This is a genomic window from Nitrobacter winogradskyi Nb-255 (genome assembly GCF_000012725.1).
Lineage (GTDB): Bacteria > Pseudomonadota > Alphaproteobacteria > Rhizobiales > Xanthobacteraceae > Nitrobacter > Nitrobacter winogradskyi.
This window is the reverse complement of record NC_007406.1, coordinates 2,793,902-2,809,180: the sequence shown is the minus strand read 5'-3', so window position 1 is coordinate 2,809,180 and position 15,279 is coordinate 2,793,902. Positions and strand designations below refer to the sequence as shown.

16 protein-coding genes are annotated in these 15,279 nt (G+C 63.5%); 9 read left to right on the top strand and 7 right to left on the bottom strand.

All coding sequences use genetic code 11. The features are described 5' to 3' along the window. Window positions 1–7 precede the first annotated feature (7 nt). On the bottom strand, window positions 8–385 hold the full coding sequence (locus NWI_RS13435; RefSeq protein WP_011315788.1) for a DUF1236 domain-containing protein: 378 nt from the start codon (window positions 383–385) through the stop codon (window positions 8–10). 258 nt (window positions 386–643) lie between these two features. On the opposite strand from NWI_RS13435, the gene NWI_RS17135 reads away from it, so the two are divergent. Continuing rightward, on the top strand, window positions 644–799 hold the full coding sequence (locus NWI_RS17135) for a DUF3096 domain-containing protein (RefSeq protein ID WP_009798840.1): 156 nt from the start codon (window positions 644–646) through the stop codon (window positions 797–799). 277 nt (window positions 800–1,076) lie between these two features. Then, entirely contained in the window at window positions 1,077–1,757 is a 681-nt protein-coding gene (locus tag NWI_RS13430; RefSeq protein ID WP_011315787.1) for a TetR/AcrR family transcriptional regulator, read from the top strand. A gap of 9 nt (window positions 1,758–1,766) precedes the next feature. Here the strand turns inward: NWI_RS13430 and NWI_RS13425 are convergent, their stop codons facing one another. Continuing rightward, on the bottom strand, window positions 1,767–2,168 hold the full coding sequence (locus NWI_RS13425) for a c-type cytochrome (protein WP_011315786.1): 402 nt from the start codon (window positions 2,166–2,168) through the stop codon (window positions 1,767–1,769). A gap of 349 nt (window positions 2,169–2,517) precedes the next feature. Here NWI_RS13425 and NWI_RS13420 point away from each other — a divergent pair, with 349 nt between their 5' ends. The 5 genes from NWI_RS13420 (at window position 2,518) to NWI_RS13400 (ending at window position 7,868) form a co-directional block, all read left to right on the top strand. Continuing rightward, entirely contained in the window at window positions 2,518–4,011 is a 1,494-nt protein-coding gene (locus NWI_RS13420) for an FAD-linked oxidase C-terminal domain-containing protein (protein WP_011315785.1), read from the top strand. Between the two features lie 45 nt (window positions 4,012–4,056). Continuing rightward, window positions 4,057–5,307: an FAD-binding protein gene (locus NWI_RS13415; protein ID WP_011315784.1), complete on the top strand. Its 1,251-nt coding sequence runs from the start codon at window positions 4,057–4,059 to the stop codon at window positions 5,305–5,307. Beyond that, window positions 5,304–6,617: a glycolate oxidase subunit GlcF gene (glcF, locus tag NWI_RS13410; RefSeq protein ID WP_011315783.1), complete on the top strand. Its 1,314-nt coding sequence runs from the start codon at window positions 5,304–5,306 to the stop codon at window positions 6,615–6,617. Before NWI_RS13415 ends, glcF begins: the two co-directional genes overlap by 4 nt. 35 nt (window positions 6,618–6,652) lie before the next feature. Continuing rightward, the gene (locus NWI_RS13405; RefSeq protein ID WP_011315782.1) at window positions 6,653–7,111 is read left to right on the top strand and encodes a hypothetical protein; all 459 of its coding nucleotides are present in this window, start codon (window positions 6,653–6,655) and stop codon (window positions 7,109–7,111) included. 349 nt (window positions 7,112–7,460) lie between these two features. Then, window positions 7,461–7,868, top strand: coding sequence for an META domain-containing protein (locus tag NWI_RS13400; RefSeq protein WP_011315781.1), 408 nt, complete (start codon window positions 7,461–7,463; stop codon window positions 7,866–7,868). Window positions 7,869–7,959: 91 nt separating this feature from the next. Here NWI_RS13400 and NWI_RS13395 read toward each other — a convergent pair whose 3' ends face one another. The 4 genes from NWI_RS13395 to NWI_RS13380 form a co-directional block, all read right to left on the bottom strand. Further along, window positions 7,960–8,922 (bottom strand): hypothetical protein, encoded by a 963-nt coding sequence (locus tag NWI_RS13395; RefSeq protein WP_011315780.1) that lies wholly within the window; start codon window positions 8,920–8,922, stop codon window positions 7,960–7,962. A 132-nt stretch (window positions 8,923–9,054) separates the two neighbouring features. After that, window positions 9,055–10,254: a hypothetical protein gene (locus NWI_RS13390; protein WP_011315779.1), complete on the bottom strand. Its 1,200-nt coding sequence runs from the start codon at window positions 10,252–10,254 to the stop codon at window positions 9,055–9,057. A gap of 105 nt (window positions 10,255–10,359) precedes the next feature. Beyond that, window positions 10,360–12,006, bottom strand: coding sequence for a chaperonin GroEL (gene groL / locus NWI_RS13385; RefSeq protein WP_011315778.1), 1,647 nt, complete (start codon window positions 12,004–12,006; stop codon window positions 10,360–10,362). 143 nt (window positions 12,007–12,149) lie between these two features. Further along, the gene (locus NWI_RS13380; RefSeq protein WP_011315777.1) at window positions 12,150–12,446 is read right to left on the bottom strand and encodes a co-chaperone GroES; all 297 of its coding nucleotides are present in this window, start codon (window positions 12,444–12,446) and stop codon (window positions 12,150–12,152) included. Window positions 12,447–12,754: 308 nt separating this feature from the next. Between NWI_RS13380 and NWI_RS13375 the strand changes: the two genes are divergently transcribed. Then, on the top strand, window positions 12,755–13,270 hold the full coding sequence (locus tag NWI_RS13375; protein WP_011315776.1) for a hypothetical protein: 516 nt from the start codon (window positions 12,755–12,757) through the stop codon (window positions 13,268–13,270). Between the two features lie 40 nt (window positions 13,271–13,310). Here the strand turns inward: NWI_RS13375 and NWI_RS13370 are convergent, their stop codons facing one another. Continuing rightward, window positions 13,311–14,090 (bottom strand): protein phosphatase CheZ, encoded by a 780-nt coding sequence (locus NWI_RS13370; protein ID WP_011315775.1) that lies wholly within the window; start codon window positions 14,088–14,090, stop codon window positions 13,311–13,313. Window positions 14,091–14,406: 316 nt separating this feature from the next. On the opposite strand from NWI_RS13370, the gene NWI_RS13365 reads away from it, so the two are divergent. Next, on the top strand, window positions 14,407–15,186 hold the full coding sequence (locus NWI_RS13365) for a L,D-transpeptidase (RefSeq protein WP_041345648.1): 780 nt from the start codon (window positions 14,407–14,409) through the stop codon (window positions 15,184–15,186). Window positions 15,187–15,279: the final 93 nt, after the last annotated feature.

The following is a 15,279-nucleotide window of genomic DNA, read 5'->3' as shown; positions in this document are numbered from 1 at the left end:
CACTTGATCAATCGATCACCTGCATGATGCGGCGTGAGCGCGGATCGATCAGAACGGTTTCCCCGTTCACGACGGTGTAGCGATAAGGCGTCGCGCCGAAACGCTGCGGCACGTCGTAAAGGCTGACGCCTTCGTCGGCCAGCACCGCGCCGACAACGATATTTTGCGAAACGGTGAAGGAGGGAACGCGCTCGGTCGCGACATAGTCGCGAAACGCCCGGCGCTGTTCTTGAGTGATACCGCCGCCGGCTTCCACTTCCACTGGCTGGGTGACGACCATGCCGGTTGAAGGCGCGGTGCCGATCGTGTTGCCTTGCGCGTGAACGCTGAGCCCGGCGCCGGTCGCGGTTGCCAGCGCGGCAAAAGCCAGAGCGGTATTCCGCATGGTGAGCCTCCGTTGGGTCCTGGTTTGGTCTTGGATTTTGAGGTCGGACGTTTTTCGCGCCGTCAGTTGAATGTCATGCCAATTCATCCCGCCTGCCATCGTTCCCGCGCGGGGCGGCAGTCCGGGGGCGATTTGCGGCGCTGCAAGGAGCCGCAAATGAAGGGGAGTCCGCCAGGGTCGCGGGCCTCCTGTTAAGAAGCCGGCGGGGCGGATAAAGTTTTCTGCGATTCGCAAACGGCATCCCGCGGAGGTTTCCTTATGGTCATCACGGCAGCCCACATCCAGCCTATCGTCGCATTGATTGCAGGCGTCCTGATCCTGCTGATGCCGCGTTTTCTCAATCTGCTCGTCGCCGTCTATCTCATCTTCGTCGGCCTTTCCGGCCTCGGCGTATTCAAGATGCTGCATTTCTAAAGTCGAATGTTGACGCCATCGTGGTGCCTGTGGTGGCGCGCGGTGGCTGCGCATGGGTGATGCGGGCGCGGCGGGCAGCGCAGGCAATCGTCGCAACACGTCAGCGGCGTCGAGGCCGGCTGGCTGAGCTATCGCGCAAAGTTGCTTGCCTTCCGTTTTGAATAGGTGTTCAGTCCTTCAGGCGGCATTTCGCGGACTTTCGCGGCGGTTCGAAAGCGCTACGTTCTGACTCGCGTTGCTCCTGTTCGAGCGGGCGCGCGAGGGACATGGAACCCGCATGGTGTATCGGCGGACCCAGCAGGTGATGAAGCGCCTCGCGGCGCGCCGCCGCGCCATTCTGACGGCCGCGCGGGATATAGCCGGCAACGCGGGCATGGCGGCGGTGCAGATCGCGCCGGTCGCGCTTCGTGCCGAGGTCGCCGCCGGTACGGTCTATCGTTACTTTCCTTCCAAAGCCGATCTGATTTCCGAACTGATCGCGGAGGTCGTGCGGGATGAGCTGACGGCCATACGCGGCGCTGCTGACGCCGCGCCCGGTCCATCCTCGGCGCTTGCGGCCGCCATCGCCACCGTCGCCGTGCATATGGTCTCTCACCGCAAATTGGCGTGGGGCATTCTGGCTGAACCGGTCGACGTGGATGTGGCGGCGAGCCGGCTGGCAAGCCGCCGCGACATCGTCGGTGAGATTGAAACGCGCATCAAAGCTGCCGTCAGCGCTGGACATCTGCCGCAGCAGGATACGTCGCTCGCCGCGACCGCGCTGCTTGGCGCGCTGCATGAAGCGCTGGTGGGTCCGCTCGCGCCCGACTTCGAGGATCAGGCGTCGCTGCGCGATGTGGTGAAGGCCGCCACCCTGCTGGCGTTGCGTGCGGTCGGCGTGACGGATGCGCGCGCTCGCGGTCTTGTGGTCCAGGCGGCCCTGCCGGCAACGACGCCGGCAGGGAATAAAACGGACTGAAGCCGGGCGTTACTTCGCCTTGACTTTGCCGTCCTTGTCGAACTGCGAAACATAGGCCCAGAGGTTGTCGAGTTCGCTGTCCTTCTTGATGCCGGCGAACACCATCTTCGTACCCGGGACCTTCGCCTTCGGATCCTTGATGTATTCCTTGAACTCGGCCTCGGTCCAGGTGATGCCGGAAGCCTTGTTGGCGGGCGAATAAGCATAGCCTTCCACGGCGCCGGAGTGGCGTCCGTCCAGGCCGTTTAGTTCCGGCCCGACCTTGTTCTTGGCGCCTTCGCCGATTTCATGACATGCCTTGCACTTGTTGAAGGCTGATTTTCCGGCCTCTACGTCCCCAGCGGACGAAGTGCCCACGCTTGCGAGCGTGACGCCCAGGACGGTCAGTGCGGAGATGGCGAACGTTTTCATGGAGACCTCTTGAAGTCTTTGTGAGTGGCTTCGGGCTGAAGCTGGGGAAATTGCCGCCTTCCCGGAGAGGGAAGGGTGCTCATGCCTCTGTGACTCGTAGGTCATCATAACCTCTGATACGAGCCGCAGAATCGGAAGATAACACCGATCTTAGAACGATTCGAGTGTGATTTCGTTCCAGGACAGGCTCGGATTGCCACAGTCTCCGGCAGATGTCATTACGATGGTACCTTTATCATCGTCGGTGGCGGTGTCCGGATGAGCCTACACAGAACGGATGAAATATGGTTGATCCGGAAGGTTTTGTGGCGATCGGCAAGGTCCGGTCGCGATCGCGGAGCGCCTGCCCATGACCATCATGATGCCCGCCTCGGATCAAGCGGTCCTCGACCGCCGCGACGCCATAGTCGCGGACTTGCGCGCGATCGTGCCGGGTGAGGGCGTCATCGCCAGCGCGGCGGAAATGTTGCCGTATGAATCGGATGCCCTGACCGCCTATCGGCAGCCGCCGATGGTGGTGGTGTTGCCGGAAACCACGGAGCAGGTGTCGCGCGTTCTGAAATACTGCTTCGATAACGGCATCAAGGTGGTGCCGCGCGGCTCCGGCACCTCGCTGTCGGGCGGCGCGCTGCCGCTGGCCGACGCGGTGCTGCTCGGTCTCGGCAAGTTCAAGCGCATTCGTGAGATCGATTTCGATAACCGCGTCGTGGTCACCGAGCCCGGCGTCACCAACCTCGCCATCAGCCAGGCGGTGGCCCACGCCGGGTTCTACTACGCGCCGGACCCCTCGTCGCAGATCGCCTGCTCGATCGGCGGCAACATCGCGGAGAATTCCGGCGGCGTTCACTGCCTGAAATACGGTATGACGACGAACAACGTGCTCGGCTGCGAGCTTGTGCTGATGTCGGGCGAGGTCCTGCGCATCGGCGGCAAGGCGCCCGAGCAGGCGGGCTATGACCTGATGGGCATCATCACCGGGTCCGAAGGTTTGCTCGGCGTCGTCACCGAAGTCACGGTCCGCATTCTGCGGAAGCCGGAAACCGCGCGGGCGCTGATGGTCGGATTCTCACAGGTCGAAGCGGCGGGCGAATGCGTGGCGCGCGTCATCGGCGCCGGCATCATTCCCGGCGGCATGGAGATGATGGACCGGCCGGCGATCCATGCCGCCGAAGCCTTCGTCAACGCCGGCTACCCGCTCGATGTCGAGGCGCTGCTGATCATCGAGCTTGACGGTTCGAGCATCGAGGTCGACGAACTCATCAAGCGCGTCGAGGCCATCGCGCTCGGCTGCGGATCGACCACCTGCCGGATTTCCGGTTCGGAAGCGGAGCGCGACCTGTTCTGGGCCGGCCGCAAGGCGGCTTTCCCGGCGGTCGGCCGTATCTCTCCCGACTATATCTGCATGGACGGCACCATTCCGCGCGGCGCGCTGCCGAGGGCGCTGGCGCGCATTCGCGAGTTGAGTGAAAAATACGGTCTCGGCGTCGCCAATGTCTTTCATGCGGGAGACGGCAATCTTCATCCGCTCATTCTGTATGACGCCAATAAGCCCGGCGAGATGGACAAGGCGGAGGCGTTCGGCGCGGATATTCTGCGGTGCTGCGTCGAACTGGGCGGCGTCCTCACCGGCGAGCACGGTGTCGGCATCGAGAAGCGGGAGCTCATGCCGCACATGTTCAGCGAGGCCGATCTCAGCCAGCAGCAGCGGCTGAAATGCGCGTTCGACGCCCAAGGTCTTCTCAATCCGGGCAAGGTGTTTCCGACGCTGCACCGCTGCGCCGAACTCGGCCGCGTTCATGTGCATGGCGGCAGGCTGCCGTTTCCGGACCTGCCGAGATTCTGATCGGATGATGGTTCAACGCGCTTCACACAATGATCGGCATATGACGTGGATACCCTGAAAGCAGGCGACGCCGCTGATGTCGAAGACGCGGTGCGCGCCGCCGTCGCGGGCGACCAGCCGCTTGAGATCATCGGGCACGGATCGAAGCGGTCGATCGGCCATGCGATGACGACCGACGCGGTGCTCGACGTGTCGGCGCTGAACGCGGTGACCTGCTACGAGCCGCATGAACTCATCATTACGGTGCAGGCCGGCGCGCCGCTGGACGAGGTCGTGTCGCTGCTCGATTCCAGAAATCAGGAATTTGCGTTCGAGCCGATGGACACCGCCGCGTTGCTCGGCGTCCGGTCCGGGCGGGGCACCATCGGCGGCATGATCGGCGCCGGGCTGGCGGGGCCGCGCCGGATCAAGGCGGGCGGCGTGCGGGACCATCTGCTCGGCGCTCACGCGGTCTCCGGCTTCGGCGACGGTTTCAAGGCCGGAGGCAGGGTGGTGAAGAACGTCACCGGCTACGATCTCTGCAAGCTGCTGGCCGGATCGTGGGGCACGCTCGCGGTCATGACCGAGGTGACGCTCAAGGTGATGCCGAAGGCGGAGGCGGAGCGCACGCTGGTGTTGCGCGGGCTTGATGATGTCACCGCCAACCGGGCGATGACGGCCGCGCTCGGATCGCCCTACGACGTGTCGGGAGCGGCGCACATGTCGCGCACAGCGCTCGAGGCGGCGCGGGGGGCGTTGGCCGTTCTCGCATCAACGGGGCAGGCCGCGACATTGCTGCGGCTGGAAGGCATCGCAGCCTCGGTTGCTCATCGCGGCGCGGCGCTCGCGGCGCATCTTGCGCCTTTCGGGGCGGGCGAACTTGTTGAAGGTGCCGAATCGGCGGCGCTGTGGTGCGATGTTCGCGACGTCGCGCCCTTCGCGGCCGACGGTCCGCTGGGCGGCTGGCCGGTGTGGAGGATTGTCTGTCCTCCGGCGTCGGGGGGCGCCTTCGGACAGGCGCTGGCGCGTGAGACCGGCGGCGAGGTGATCTACGACTGGGCCGGCGGATTGCTCTGGGCGGCGTTGCCGTCGTCGGTCGATGTCGTCGATGCATATGCCGCATCGTTGCGTCGCCGGCTCGCTCCGCTCGGCGGCCACGCCACGCTGCTGCGCGCCGGCGAGGAATTGCGCCGGACCGTTGACGTATTTCATCCGCAGGCAAAGGGGGTCGCGGCGCTGGCCGAGCGGGTGCGGCGGAGCTTCGACCCCGGAAGCATTCTCAATCGCGGCAGGCTGACGCGGACGCCGATCTCATGAGAACCGAATTCACGCCCGCTCAACTGAGCGATCCTGATATCGCCGAGGCGGACAAGATCCTGCGCAAGTGCGTCCATTGCGGATTCTGCACGGCGACGTGCCCCACCTATGTGCTGCTCGGCGACGAACTCGACAGCCCGCGCGGCCGGATTTACCTGATCAAGCAGATGCTCGAACACGACGAGCCGCCGACGGCCGAGGTCGTCAAGCACATCGATCGCTGTCTGTCGTGCCTTGCCTGCATGACGACCTGTCCGTCCGGGGTCAATTACATGCACCTGGTGGATCAGGCGCGGGTCAGGATCGAGAAGGACTATGCGCGCCCGGTTTCCGAACGGCTGCTTCGAGCCGTTCTCGCTTTCGTGCTGCCGCGGCCGAAAGTCTTTCGAGCCAGCCTGATCCTAGCGCGTCTCGCGCGGCCATTCGCGGCGCTGCTGCCCGGTGCGAAGGGGAGCGTGACGCCGACCTTGCCGCGCAGGATCAAGGCGATGCTGGCGCTTGCGCCGGCGTCGCTGCCCGCTCCCGGAGCGGCCGCGGGACGTGTGTTTCCAGCGACGGGCAAGAGGCGGGGCCGCGTGGCCCTGCTGCAAGGCTGCGCCCAGCAGGTGCTGGCGCCGCGCATCAACGAGGCCGCGATCCGCCTGCTGACCCGTCACGGCGTCGAGGTGGTGCTGGTGGCGGACGAACAGTGTTGTGGCGCGCTGGCCTATCACATGGGCGACGACCGGGATGCTCTGGCGCGGGCGCGGGCCAATATCAAGGCCTGGACCCGCGAAGCGGAGCGGGGTGGTCTCGACGCCATCCTGATCACGACCTCCGGCTGCGGCACCGTCATCAAAGACTACGGTTATCTGTTACGGGAAGACCGCGACTTTGCCGGACCGGCCGCGAGAGTCTCAAGCCTGGCCAAGGATATCACGGAGTATATCGCCAGCCTCGATCTGCCGGCTTCGGGAAGTCGCAGCGAACTCGTCATCGCCTATCACTCCGCCTGTTCACTTCAGCATGGCCAGAAAATCACGCAGCTTCCGAAAGATTTGCTTTTCAAGAACGGATTCGTGGTGAAAGATATACCGGAGAGTCATTTGTGTTGCGGTTCGGCGGGGACCTACAACATTCTCCAGCCTGACATTGCGGATCGACTGCGCGACCGGAAGGTCGCCAACATCGCAAGCGTCAAGCCGGACATGATTGCCGCCGGAAACATCGGGTGCATGATACAGATTGCCGGCGGAACGTCGGTCCCTGTTGTTCACACGATTGAGCTTCTCGATTGGGCGACGGGCGGCCCCCGGCCAGGGCTGAATTGATCTGACGAATGATCAGCGGCCACAGGAGGATCACGATGGCTAAGAAGTCCAGCAAGGCGAAGGGCGTTAAGGCCAAGAAGAGCAAGAAGAAGGCTGTAGCGGCGAACAAGAAGTCCACGAAGAAGTCAGTCAAGAAGTCGGCGAAAACAGCTTCGAAAAAGAAGGCGGTGAAGAAGAAGGCGGCCAAGAGGCCTGCAAAGAAATCCGTGAAGAAGTCCGCCAGAAAGTCTCCGGGGAAACCCGCTAAAAAATCGGCCAAGAAGTCAGTCAAGAAGTCGGCCAAGAAGTCGGTGAAGCGATCCCCTGGAAAAGCCGCGAAGAAGCCGGCGGCCAAGCGCAGGGCGTCGACGAAGAAGGCGGTCGCCAAGCGGGCTGCGCCAAAACCCAAGGCGACGGTTGTGCCGGAAACCAGCTGGGCGATGCCGGAGCCCGCGGCTTCATCCTATGGCGATGCTGATCAGGCCACGTCGGGCGCGGGAGAGGACGGCAACTAAAAGCCGTATAGGGCAGGGTTGAACACGCCGTTTCGCGATTTGCGAGGTGGAGATCAATTCATCGGTTCGCGCCGGCTCTGTGCGCGAAGCGAAACAATCCAGAGGTCGAAGAAGGAGCGGGTGGCTTTCTCGGCGTCGGGACGGCGCCGCGCATCGCGTCCGCTCGCGATGATGTTGATCGGGCCTCAGCGCGCTCTACCGCGTGTCCGAGCGAAGCATGTCCCCGGGCTTGACCCCCCGGGGATGGGATACGGTCCCGCATGAAGAGAACGCGTCAAACCAAAACCGTGGAGCTCCTGTTCTGATTGATCGGAAGCGGGTGGGCTCTATTGTCGTTCAGGGAGGGCAGATGGCGGCGGGGATCGGGTTCTTGTCGGGTGTGGTCACGCTCGCTCTCGGAGCGGCCTGCGCGTGGCCGGCTTTCGCGCAGGGTGGATTTCCGTTCGGTCTCGAGATGACGCTCGATGCGCCGCCGCGGCCTGGATCAAAGCGGGTGCCGTCGCTGGACATCGGCGACAGCGGCGGGGTCAAGCTCGAATTGTGGTGCAAGGGCGGGAAGGGTCAGTTCTCGGTTGCCGGTGAGACTGTCATCTTCGCGGCTGGCCCGCTTGAGGATCGCTCGTGTCCCCCGGAGAAGGCCGAGGCCGATGACGAACTGGTGGCGGCGCTTTCCGCGGCGGACACCTGGGAGCGACAGGGCGATGAGATCACGTTCGTCGGACCGACCCGGCTGCGCTTCCATCTCAATACGAACTAAAGCGTTTCCGGCGACGTGGATGTCCTGTTCGCCGCAAGAAAATGCGGCCCACAATAATATCTGGAGCATGGTCCGCTTCAACTTGATCGGATCATGCTCTGTCGCGATCCGCGACCCGTCGGTTAAACATCCAAAGCGCGATCGCGCTTGCCAGCATCACCAGCCCGCCCAGCAGCACCGAAAAGGGAGTAGCGCCGAGTTTCTCAAACCATTGAGTATAGAAATGGATGCCGCTGAAGACGGCGACGAGGTTGACCAGCCAGCGTCGATTTGCCCGAACTGCCCAGATCCCGGCGCCGAGCAACGCCACCGCCCAGAGCACGCTGAATACCAGGCTCGGAATGACGGGCTTGGTCATGAGCGTCGAGGATAAGTCCCTGGCGGCGAGCGACCGCATCAGCATCAGCGGATCGCCCCACATCGAGCCGATCCAGAAGCCGAAATTGATCAGCAACAGCGAAGTCCGCGCGGCTGTGATCGCGAGCCGCGCATACTCGGCTGGCAGCCGCTGCGAGGCTTGATAGGCGATCAGCGCTACCATTGAAAACACGACCACGGTCAGCGTCGGTTCGTAAATGGCTAGCGAATAGCTGGCGTGGCTATAACCCGTGCGCGCGCCGAGGCAAGCCGAAGCCGCCAGCACCGCCAACGCCATCAGCAGGCTGGAGCGGGCGATGATTGCTGCGAGGCCGAAAACACCTGTGATGATCAGCATGGTGGCAAGCAGATCGGCGCGATAGGCGATAGCGCCACCGCCAAACATCAGCGCACCGATGACAAGGAAAATCTGCCCGAGAAGCATCCAGTGCTGCACGCGATTAAGTGCGATCGCGAAACCCGCGGCGAAAAGCGCCAGTCCGAAGCCGATCGCCGTCAATGGCGCAGGCGCCAGCGCCACCGCGCCGGCAGCAATGGCGACGACGGCAAACCCGACGAGGATGTTGATGCCGAGCGAGGCTGTATCGTGCGCGGCGAGCTTCGTGAGCCTGTCGGCTTCCTCGCTCGTCAGCTTGCCTTCCTCGACAAGCCTGGAAATGTCCAGCGTGATTTTCACTCGCCCCTCATCCAGCGAAACCCCTCGCTATGGTGCGACGATCATACAATGACCGGTCCATGCCTCGCGTCGACATTCATCCCTTGCTTGTGCTCTTTCGACATCTTTCGATGACATCGAAATCCACCAACGCTACTTCCAGGCCGATGCGTCGACGTCCCAGCGCTGGGCCTTGAACTGTTTCGCCAGCGCATCCATCGCGCCGCGGTCATTGGCCTCGATACTTTCGCCGTCGCCGGTTGACAGATCGTCGGCGAGGCCGAGCCTCGGTCCATCGCTTTCGTCCGCCGTGGTGGTCGAGGGAGCGCCGACCCAGAGCATGATGTGGTCGGATCCCTCGGGCCTGTCAGGACCTGGCAACGCCGTCACCTCGATGGTGTCGGTCAACCCGAGCGCCGGAGCCAGCGTGCTGGGACGTTTGAAGGTCAGCGTCAACTTGCCGGTGTCCTCGCTCCATTTTGCAGACACCGGCTTTGCGTCCAGGGATTTTTCCAGCACGCCGGAAATCGCGGCCGCGAGCTTGTCGCGATTGAGCTTGCCCTTGTCACGCCATTCCGCGGCGGGAAACCGGATGGTGCGCTCCATGTCGAACATCCCGGCGCTCCAGCCCGCGGCGATCACGCCGGGCGTCGCCTTCATCCGGGCGACCAGAGCGGGCGCGCGCTCCGGATCGATGTTGATGTCGATGACCTGCGCACCGGCCCGCAGCGCCTCGCAGGTTACCTCGAGGCTGTTCAGCAGCACCCGCAGATTTTGTCCTCTCAACCCCTTGAGCAGATCGGTTGCGGCGTCGATCTTCACTTTCACGGCGATGGCTTCGGGAGAGACCTCGGTGAAATCCCTCGGCGATGCGATGATGCCGTCATCGGTGGTCCGGACATCGTTGAACTCGGCCTCGCTGAGGTCGGAATTGTCCGTTGAGGTCACCTCGGTCACGCGCTCGCCGACGCTGATCCTGCCGTCGAACTCGAAAGTATCGCCGGTCGGCTTGCGTGTGAGCTTCACCGTGACCGGCAGCTTGTCGCCGATGCTTTGGGTGCTGCCGGTCAGGGTCGAACCGTTTACCGCGAGGTTGGCGACGAAGCGATCCTTGCGGTCGGAGCCTTTTTCCGCGGGGTAGCAGACGTCGAGAACGGCGCTCGTGACGGTCTTGCCGTGGCGGGTTTCCTTGAGGATGACATCCGCGTTGCCTTCCATCAGTCCGTCGATGGAGGTGAAGTATCTGACCTCCGCGCCGCCGGGCGTCGTCCTGGGAAGCGGCCTGTCCTGCGCCCGCGGAGTCGCCGGCAAAACGATCATCAGGCTGATCAGGCATAGCCCCAGCGCGCGCATGGAAAATCCCCGCTTGTCGAATCGACCTCTAGCCTAGAACCTGCTTTGCGAAAAAAGAAGGCCGCGCAGAGGCGGCCTTCTGACGAAGTCGTGCCGTGGAAGGGCTCAGAAACCCATGCCGCCCATTCCACCCATGCCGCCGCCGCCAGCAGGCATGGCCGGAGGCTCGTCCTTCGGAAGTTCGGCGACCATGGCCTCGGTGGTCACGAGCAGGCCCGCGATCGACGAGGCGTCCTGCAAGGCGGTGCGCACGACCTTGGCCGGATCGATGATGCCCTTGGCGACCATGTCGACATACTCTTCCTTCTGGGCGTCGAAGCCGAAGGTCTCGGTCTTGTTTTCGAGGATTTTGCCCACCACGATGGAGCCCTCGACGCCGGCGTTTTCCGCGATCTGGCGGATCGGGGCTTCCAGCGCCTTCAGCACGATGTTGATGCCGGCCTGCACATCGGAGTTGTCGTTGTTGATGCGGCCGACCGCCTTCCTGGCCCGCAGCAGCGCGGTGCCGCCGCCGGGCACGATGCCTTCCTCGACCGCGGCGCGCGTGGCGTTGAGGGCGTCCTCGACACGATCCTTCTTTTCCTTGACCTCGATCTCGGTCGCGCCTCCGACACGGATGACCGCGACGCCGCCTGCGAGCTTGGCCAGGCGTTCCTGCAGCTTCTCGCGGTCATAGTCGGAGGTGGTCTCCTCGATCCGCGCCCTGATCTGTCCGACGCGTGCCTCGATGTCCTTTTTCTTGCCCGCGCCGTTGACGATGGTGGTGTTCTCCTTGTCGATCAGCACCTTCTTGGCGCGGCCAAGCATGTTCAGGGTGACGTTTTCGAGCTTCATGCCGAGTTCGTCGGAGATGAGCTGGCCGCTGGTCAGGATGGCGATGTCCTCCAGCATGGCCTTGCGGCGATCGCCGAAGCCGGGCGCCTTCACCGCGGCCACCTTCAGGCCGCCCCGAAGCCGATTGACCACCAGGGCTGCCAGCGCCTCGCCTTCGACGTCTTCCGCGACGATCAGCAGCGGCTTGCCGGATTTCACGACCGCTTCGAGCACCGGCAGCAAGGCCTGAAGGCCGGTCAGCTTCTTCTCGTGCAGCAGGATGTAGGCGTCGTCGAGTTCAGCAGCCATTTTCTCCGCGTTGGTCACGAAGTAGGGGCTCAGATAGCCGCGATCGAACTTCATGCCCTCCACGATGTCGACGTCGGTTTCGAGCGACTTGTTCTCCTCGACGGTGATGACGCCGTCATTGCCGACCTTCTGCATCGCCTGCGCGATCATCTTGCCGATCGAGGCGTCGCCATTGGACGAGATGGTGCCGACCTGAGCGACTTCGGCCGAGGAGGCGACCGCCTTCGCGCGCTTGCCGATGTCCTTCACAACCGCTGCGACGGCGATGTCGATGCCGCGCTTGAGGTCCATGGGGTTCATGCCGGCGGCAACCGCCTTCGCGCCCTCGCGGACGATGGCCTGCGCCAGCACCGTGGCGGTGGTGGTGCCGTCGCCGGCGAGATCGTTGGTCTTGGAGGCGACCTCGCGCACCATCTGGGCGCCCATGTTCTCGAACCTGTCCTCGAGCTCGATCTCCTTGGCGACGGTGACGCCGTCCTTGGTGATGCGGGGCGCGCCGAAGCTCCTCTCGATCACGACGTTGCGGCCTTTCGGGCCGAGCGTCACCTTCACCGCATCGGCGAGAATATCGACGCCGCGCAGCATGCGTTGACGCGCGTCGCCGGAAAACTTGACGTCTTTGGCGGCCATTTACAGTGCTCCTGATGATACGATCGTTTTGCTTTCGTCATGCCCGCGTTCGTCCGGGCATCCACGTCTTTGTCGCGCCGAAACGGATAAGACGTGGATGGCCGGGACAAGCCCGGCCATGACGAGGGGAAGATGTGATACGGCTAGCCGACCACGCCCATGATGTCGGACTCCTTCATGATAAGGAGTTCCTGGCCGTCGAGCTTGATCTCGGTGCCCGACCATTTGCCGAACAGCACCTTGTCGCCGACCTTGATATCGACAGGCGTGAGCTTGCCGGTTTCGTCGCGTCCGCCGGGACCGACCGCCACGACCTCGCCCTGCGAGGGCTTCTCCTTTGCCGAGTCGGGAATGATGATGCCGCCTTTGGTCTTTTCCTCGGCGTCGATCCGTTTGACCACGACACGGTCATGCAGCGGACGAAATTTGGTCTTAGCCATAACGCTCCTCCAGGGGGTTCGCAGGACTCTGAATTGCCATCGACGGGATGCATGCGCTCTGATCCGCGGCGGCCGAGCGATTCGTACCTTTTGGCAATCGTATTGCGAGAGTGCCACTCATTGGCGGGAATATGGCTTGGCAGCCATGCTGTCAAGCAAGCCCCTTAAGCTGTTAGTGAGGGGTGTAGGATAGACGCAATCATGTCGTGGCTTCTCCGTGTCGGCGAAAGCGGGTGCCGCGACCTCACTTACTATAGGCTCGGTCGCCTGGGGCGCAGCGGCCGGGAATTCGATCGGGGAACTTGACAATGGTCAGATCAGACGGCGGACGCGCGGCTTTGAACCTTGGGGCGGCCGCGGCCCTGGCGGTTTTTCTCGGCGGATGCGGATCGATCGGCTCGATCGGACTGTCGCCGCAGCCGGCGCAGCCGCCCCAGCCGCCCGTCGAGCCTGAGCTTCCGGCCTCGATCCGCGCCGAGGAACTGGTCGGACGGTGGGGCCTTGCATCCTATCAGAACCCGAACGACCGGGCGCGGACCGAGGCGGCGGCAAAGTCGCAGTGCCGCAATCCCTATGTGATCAGCGCGGGCGGCAATGGCGGCGTCATCATGCATCTTGCCGATGAGGCGACGCCGCAGGAGCTGCGGCTCAAGGGCAGCCAGAGCGGCAAGAACTACATCGGGCCGGAAGGTCCGCCCGGCGGCCCGAAAGACCGCGAGATCGTCTCCTTCGATGGCCGCGTGCTGGTCACGCGCTTCATCGATCCGGACGCGGCGACCCGCTATGGCAACATGGTTTATATCCGCTGCGCGCCGAAGCGCTGAGCGTCGGGTTAGTGTATGGTCGAACCTGGCTCGGCAGGATCTAACCGAACAGCGCGTCGATATCGTCCTGGGAGGCGTGCCCCTCGTCGCCTTCGAGCTTCGGGCCGTTGAGCAGTTTCGCATCGCCGACGCGGTTGTCGATGACCGGCGGAGCATGGGCGCGGATGGCGTCGACGCCGCCCCAGATATCCATCATGACATTGATGTGATGTTCGATGAACGTCATCGTGCTCATCACCTTGGCGATGCGCTGGCCGGTGAGATCCTGGAAGTTGCACGCCTCGAAAATAGAGATCACGCGCTCCTGGATGTCCTCGCTCAGCAGCCGGGCCTGCTCCGGGGAAGCCGCGCCGGACAGCGCGCCGGCTGACTGATCGATCGCCTCGGCCGCCTCCAGGATCCGTTGGGTCGCCTGCTCGGTACCTCCCACCACGGCGTCAAGCTCGTCGGTGACCTTCGCCATCTCGTTGCCGTCGAAGCTCTTTCCATGCAGAACCGCAATCTCCTGCTTGGTGCGGTTGATGGCTTCATAGATCAAATCGAGCTCGGTCTTGAGCTTTTCACACTGTTCGATCTGTGTGCGGTAGGTTTGCAGCAGCGCCTGAGCATCGGTGGCCTCGCGACCGGCGTCTGGCTCGTTGTCCGCGTCGCTCTGCTTCGGATCGCTGCGGTGCGGCGCTCCCATCTGCTGGCGGATCGCCCGCAGCTCCGCCATGATCTCGCGATGCACCGGCATTGGCGCCTCGTCGAGGGTTGCGATAGCCGGCGTGCCGCCGCTCAGGATTTCCTCGACGCGGAAGCGCTTGCGTTGAACGGCCATCGGACTCTCCGGCTTCTGGATTCGTCCGGTTTTACACCGGCGTGTTTTAACGCCCGGTTCATGTGGAAATCGCTTGCCGTGAATCCACTTGCTTTCTCGCGGAGCGTTTCCTCGCGGGGAGCGATGCTCGTTCGTTCATGGAAAATAAACGCTACGGGAAAGAACCCCGTCACATCCGACGGTGTGATGAATCCAACGATCGTTCTGTTTACCAAACCGACGCGGGTTTGGATTCTTATTCACTGTGCGGGAAGGGCGCCACGATCGACGCGGCTTCCCGGCGACCATCCACGGCGAAACAGTGCAGAGTACGTCGATGTTCAGACACATACCCTTCGCGCTTCTGGCGGGCGTGTCGCTTGCCGACCTCGGAATCCAGCAGGCGTCTGCAAGAGACTTGCAAGCCAGGTTCTTCACCGAGCCGACCGTCGTTTACGCCGGTCAATCCGCGCCGCAGCCGACCGGGCAACATCTTGCATATGCGGGACGGCGCGACATGGGCGGCGGCTTCATCGAGTTGCTGTTTGGAGATAACCAGCGGCAGGGATCGCATTATCAGCAGGAGCCTTATGATTCGCGTCCGCTTTATGCGCCGCAACCGCAGCAGACCATGCCGGAGCAGGACGCGAGCGAGGCCGCGCATCCCGCATTCGATCCGAAATTCGAGCGGCAACTCGTCGAGTATCACGGCAAGGAAGCCGCCGGCACCATCGTCATCGATACGTCGAACAAGTTTCTCTATCTCGTGCAGGGCGGCGGCAAGGCGCTTCGCTATGGCGTCGGCGTCGGCAAGCCCGGCTTTCTGTGGGCCGGCACCAAGACGATCTCGGCAAAGAGGGAATGGCCCGCCTGGACTCCACCCGCGGAGATGCTGAAGCGCCGCCCCGATCTGCCGCGCCACATGGTGGGCGGGCCCCAGAATCCGCTCGGCGCGCGCGCGATGTACCTCGGCTCTTCACTCTACCGCATCCACGGTTCGAACGAGCCGTGGACGATCGGCACCAACGTATCATCCGGCTGCATCCGGATGCGCAACCGGGATGTCATCGATCTCTATGATCGGGTTCGCGTTGGCGCGACGGTCGTCGTGATCTGACGCGTTTTCTTCATGCGAACCGGCAACCATCCCCGGGTCAAGCCCGGGGACATGCTTCGCTCGAAAACGCTATAAGGACGGCCGTTGTGCGGG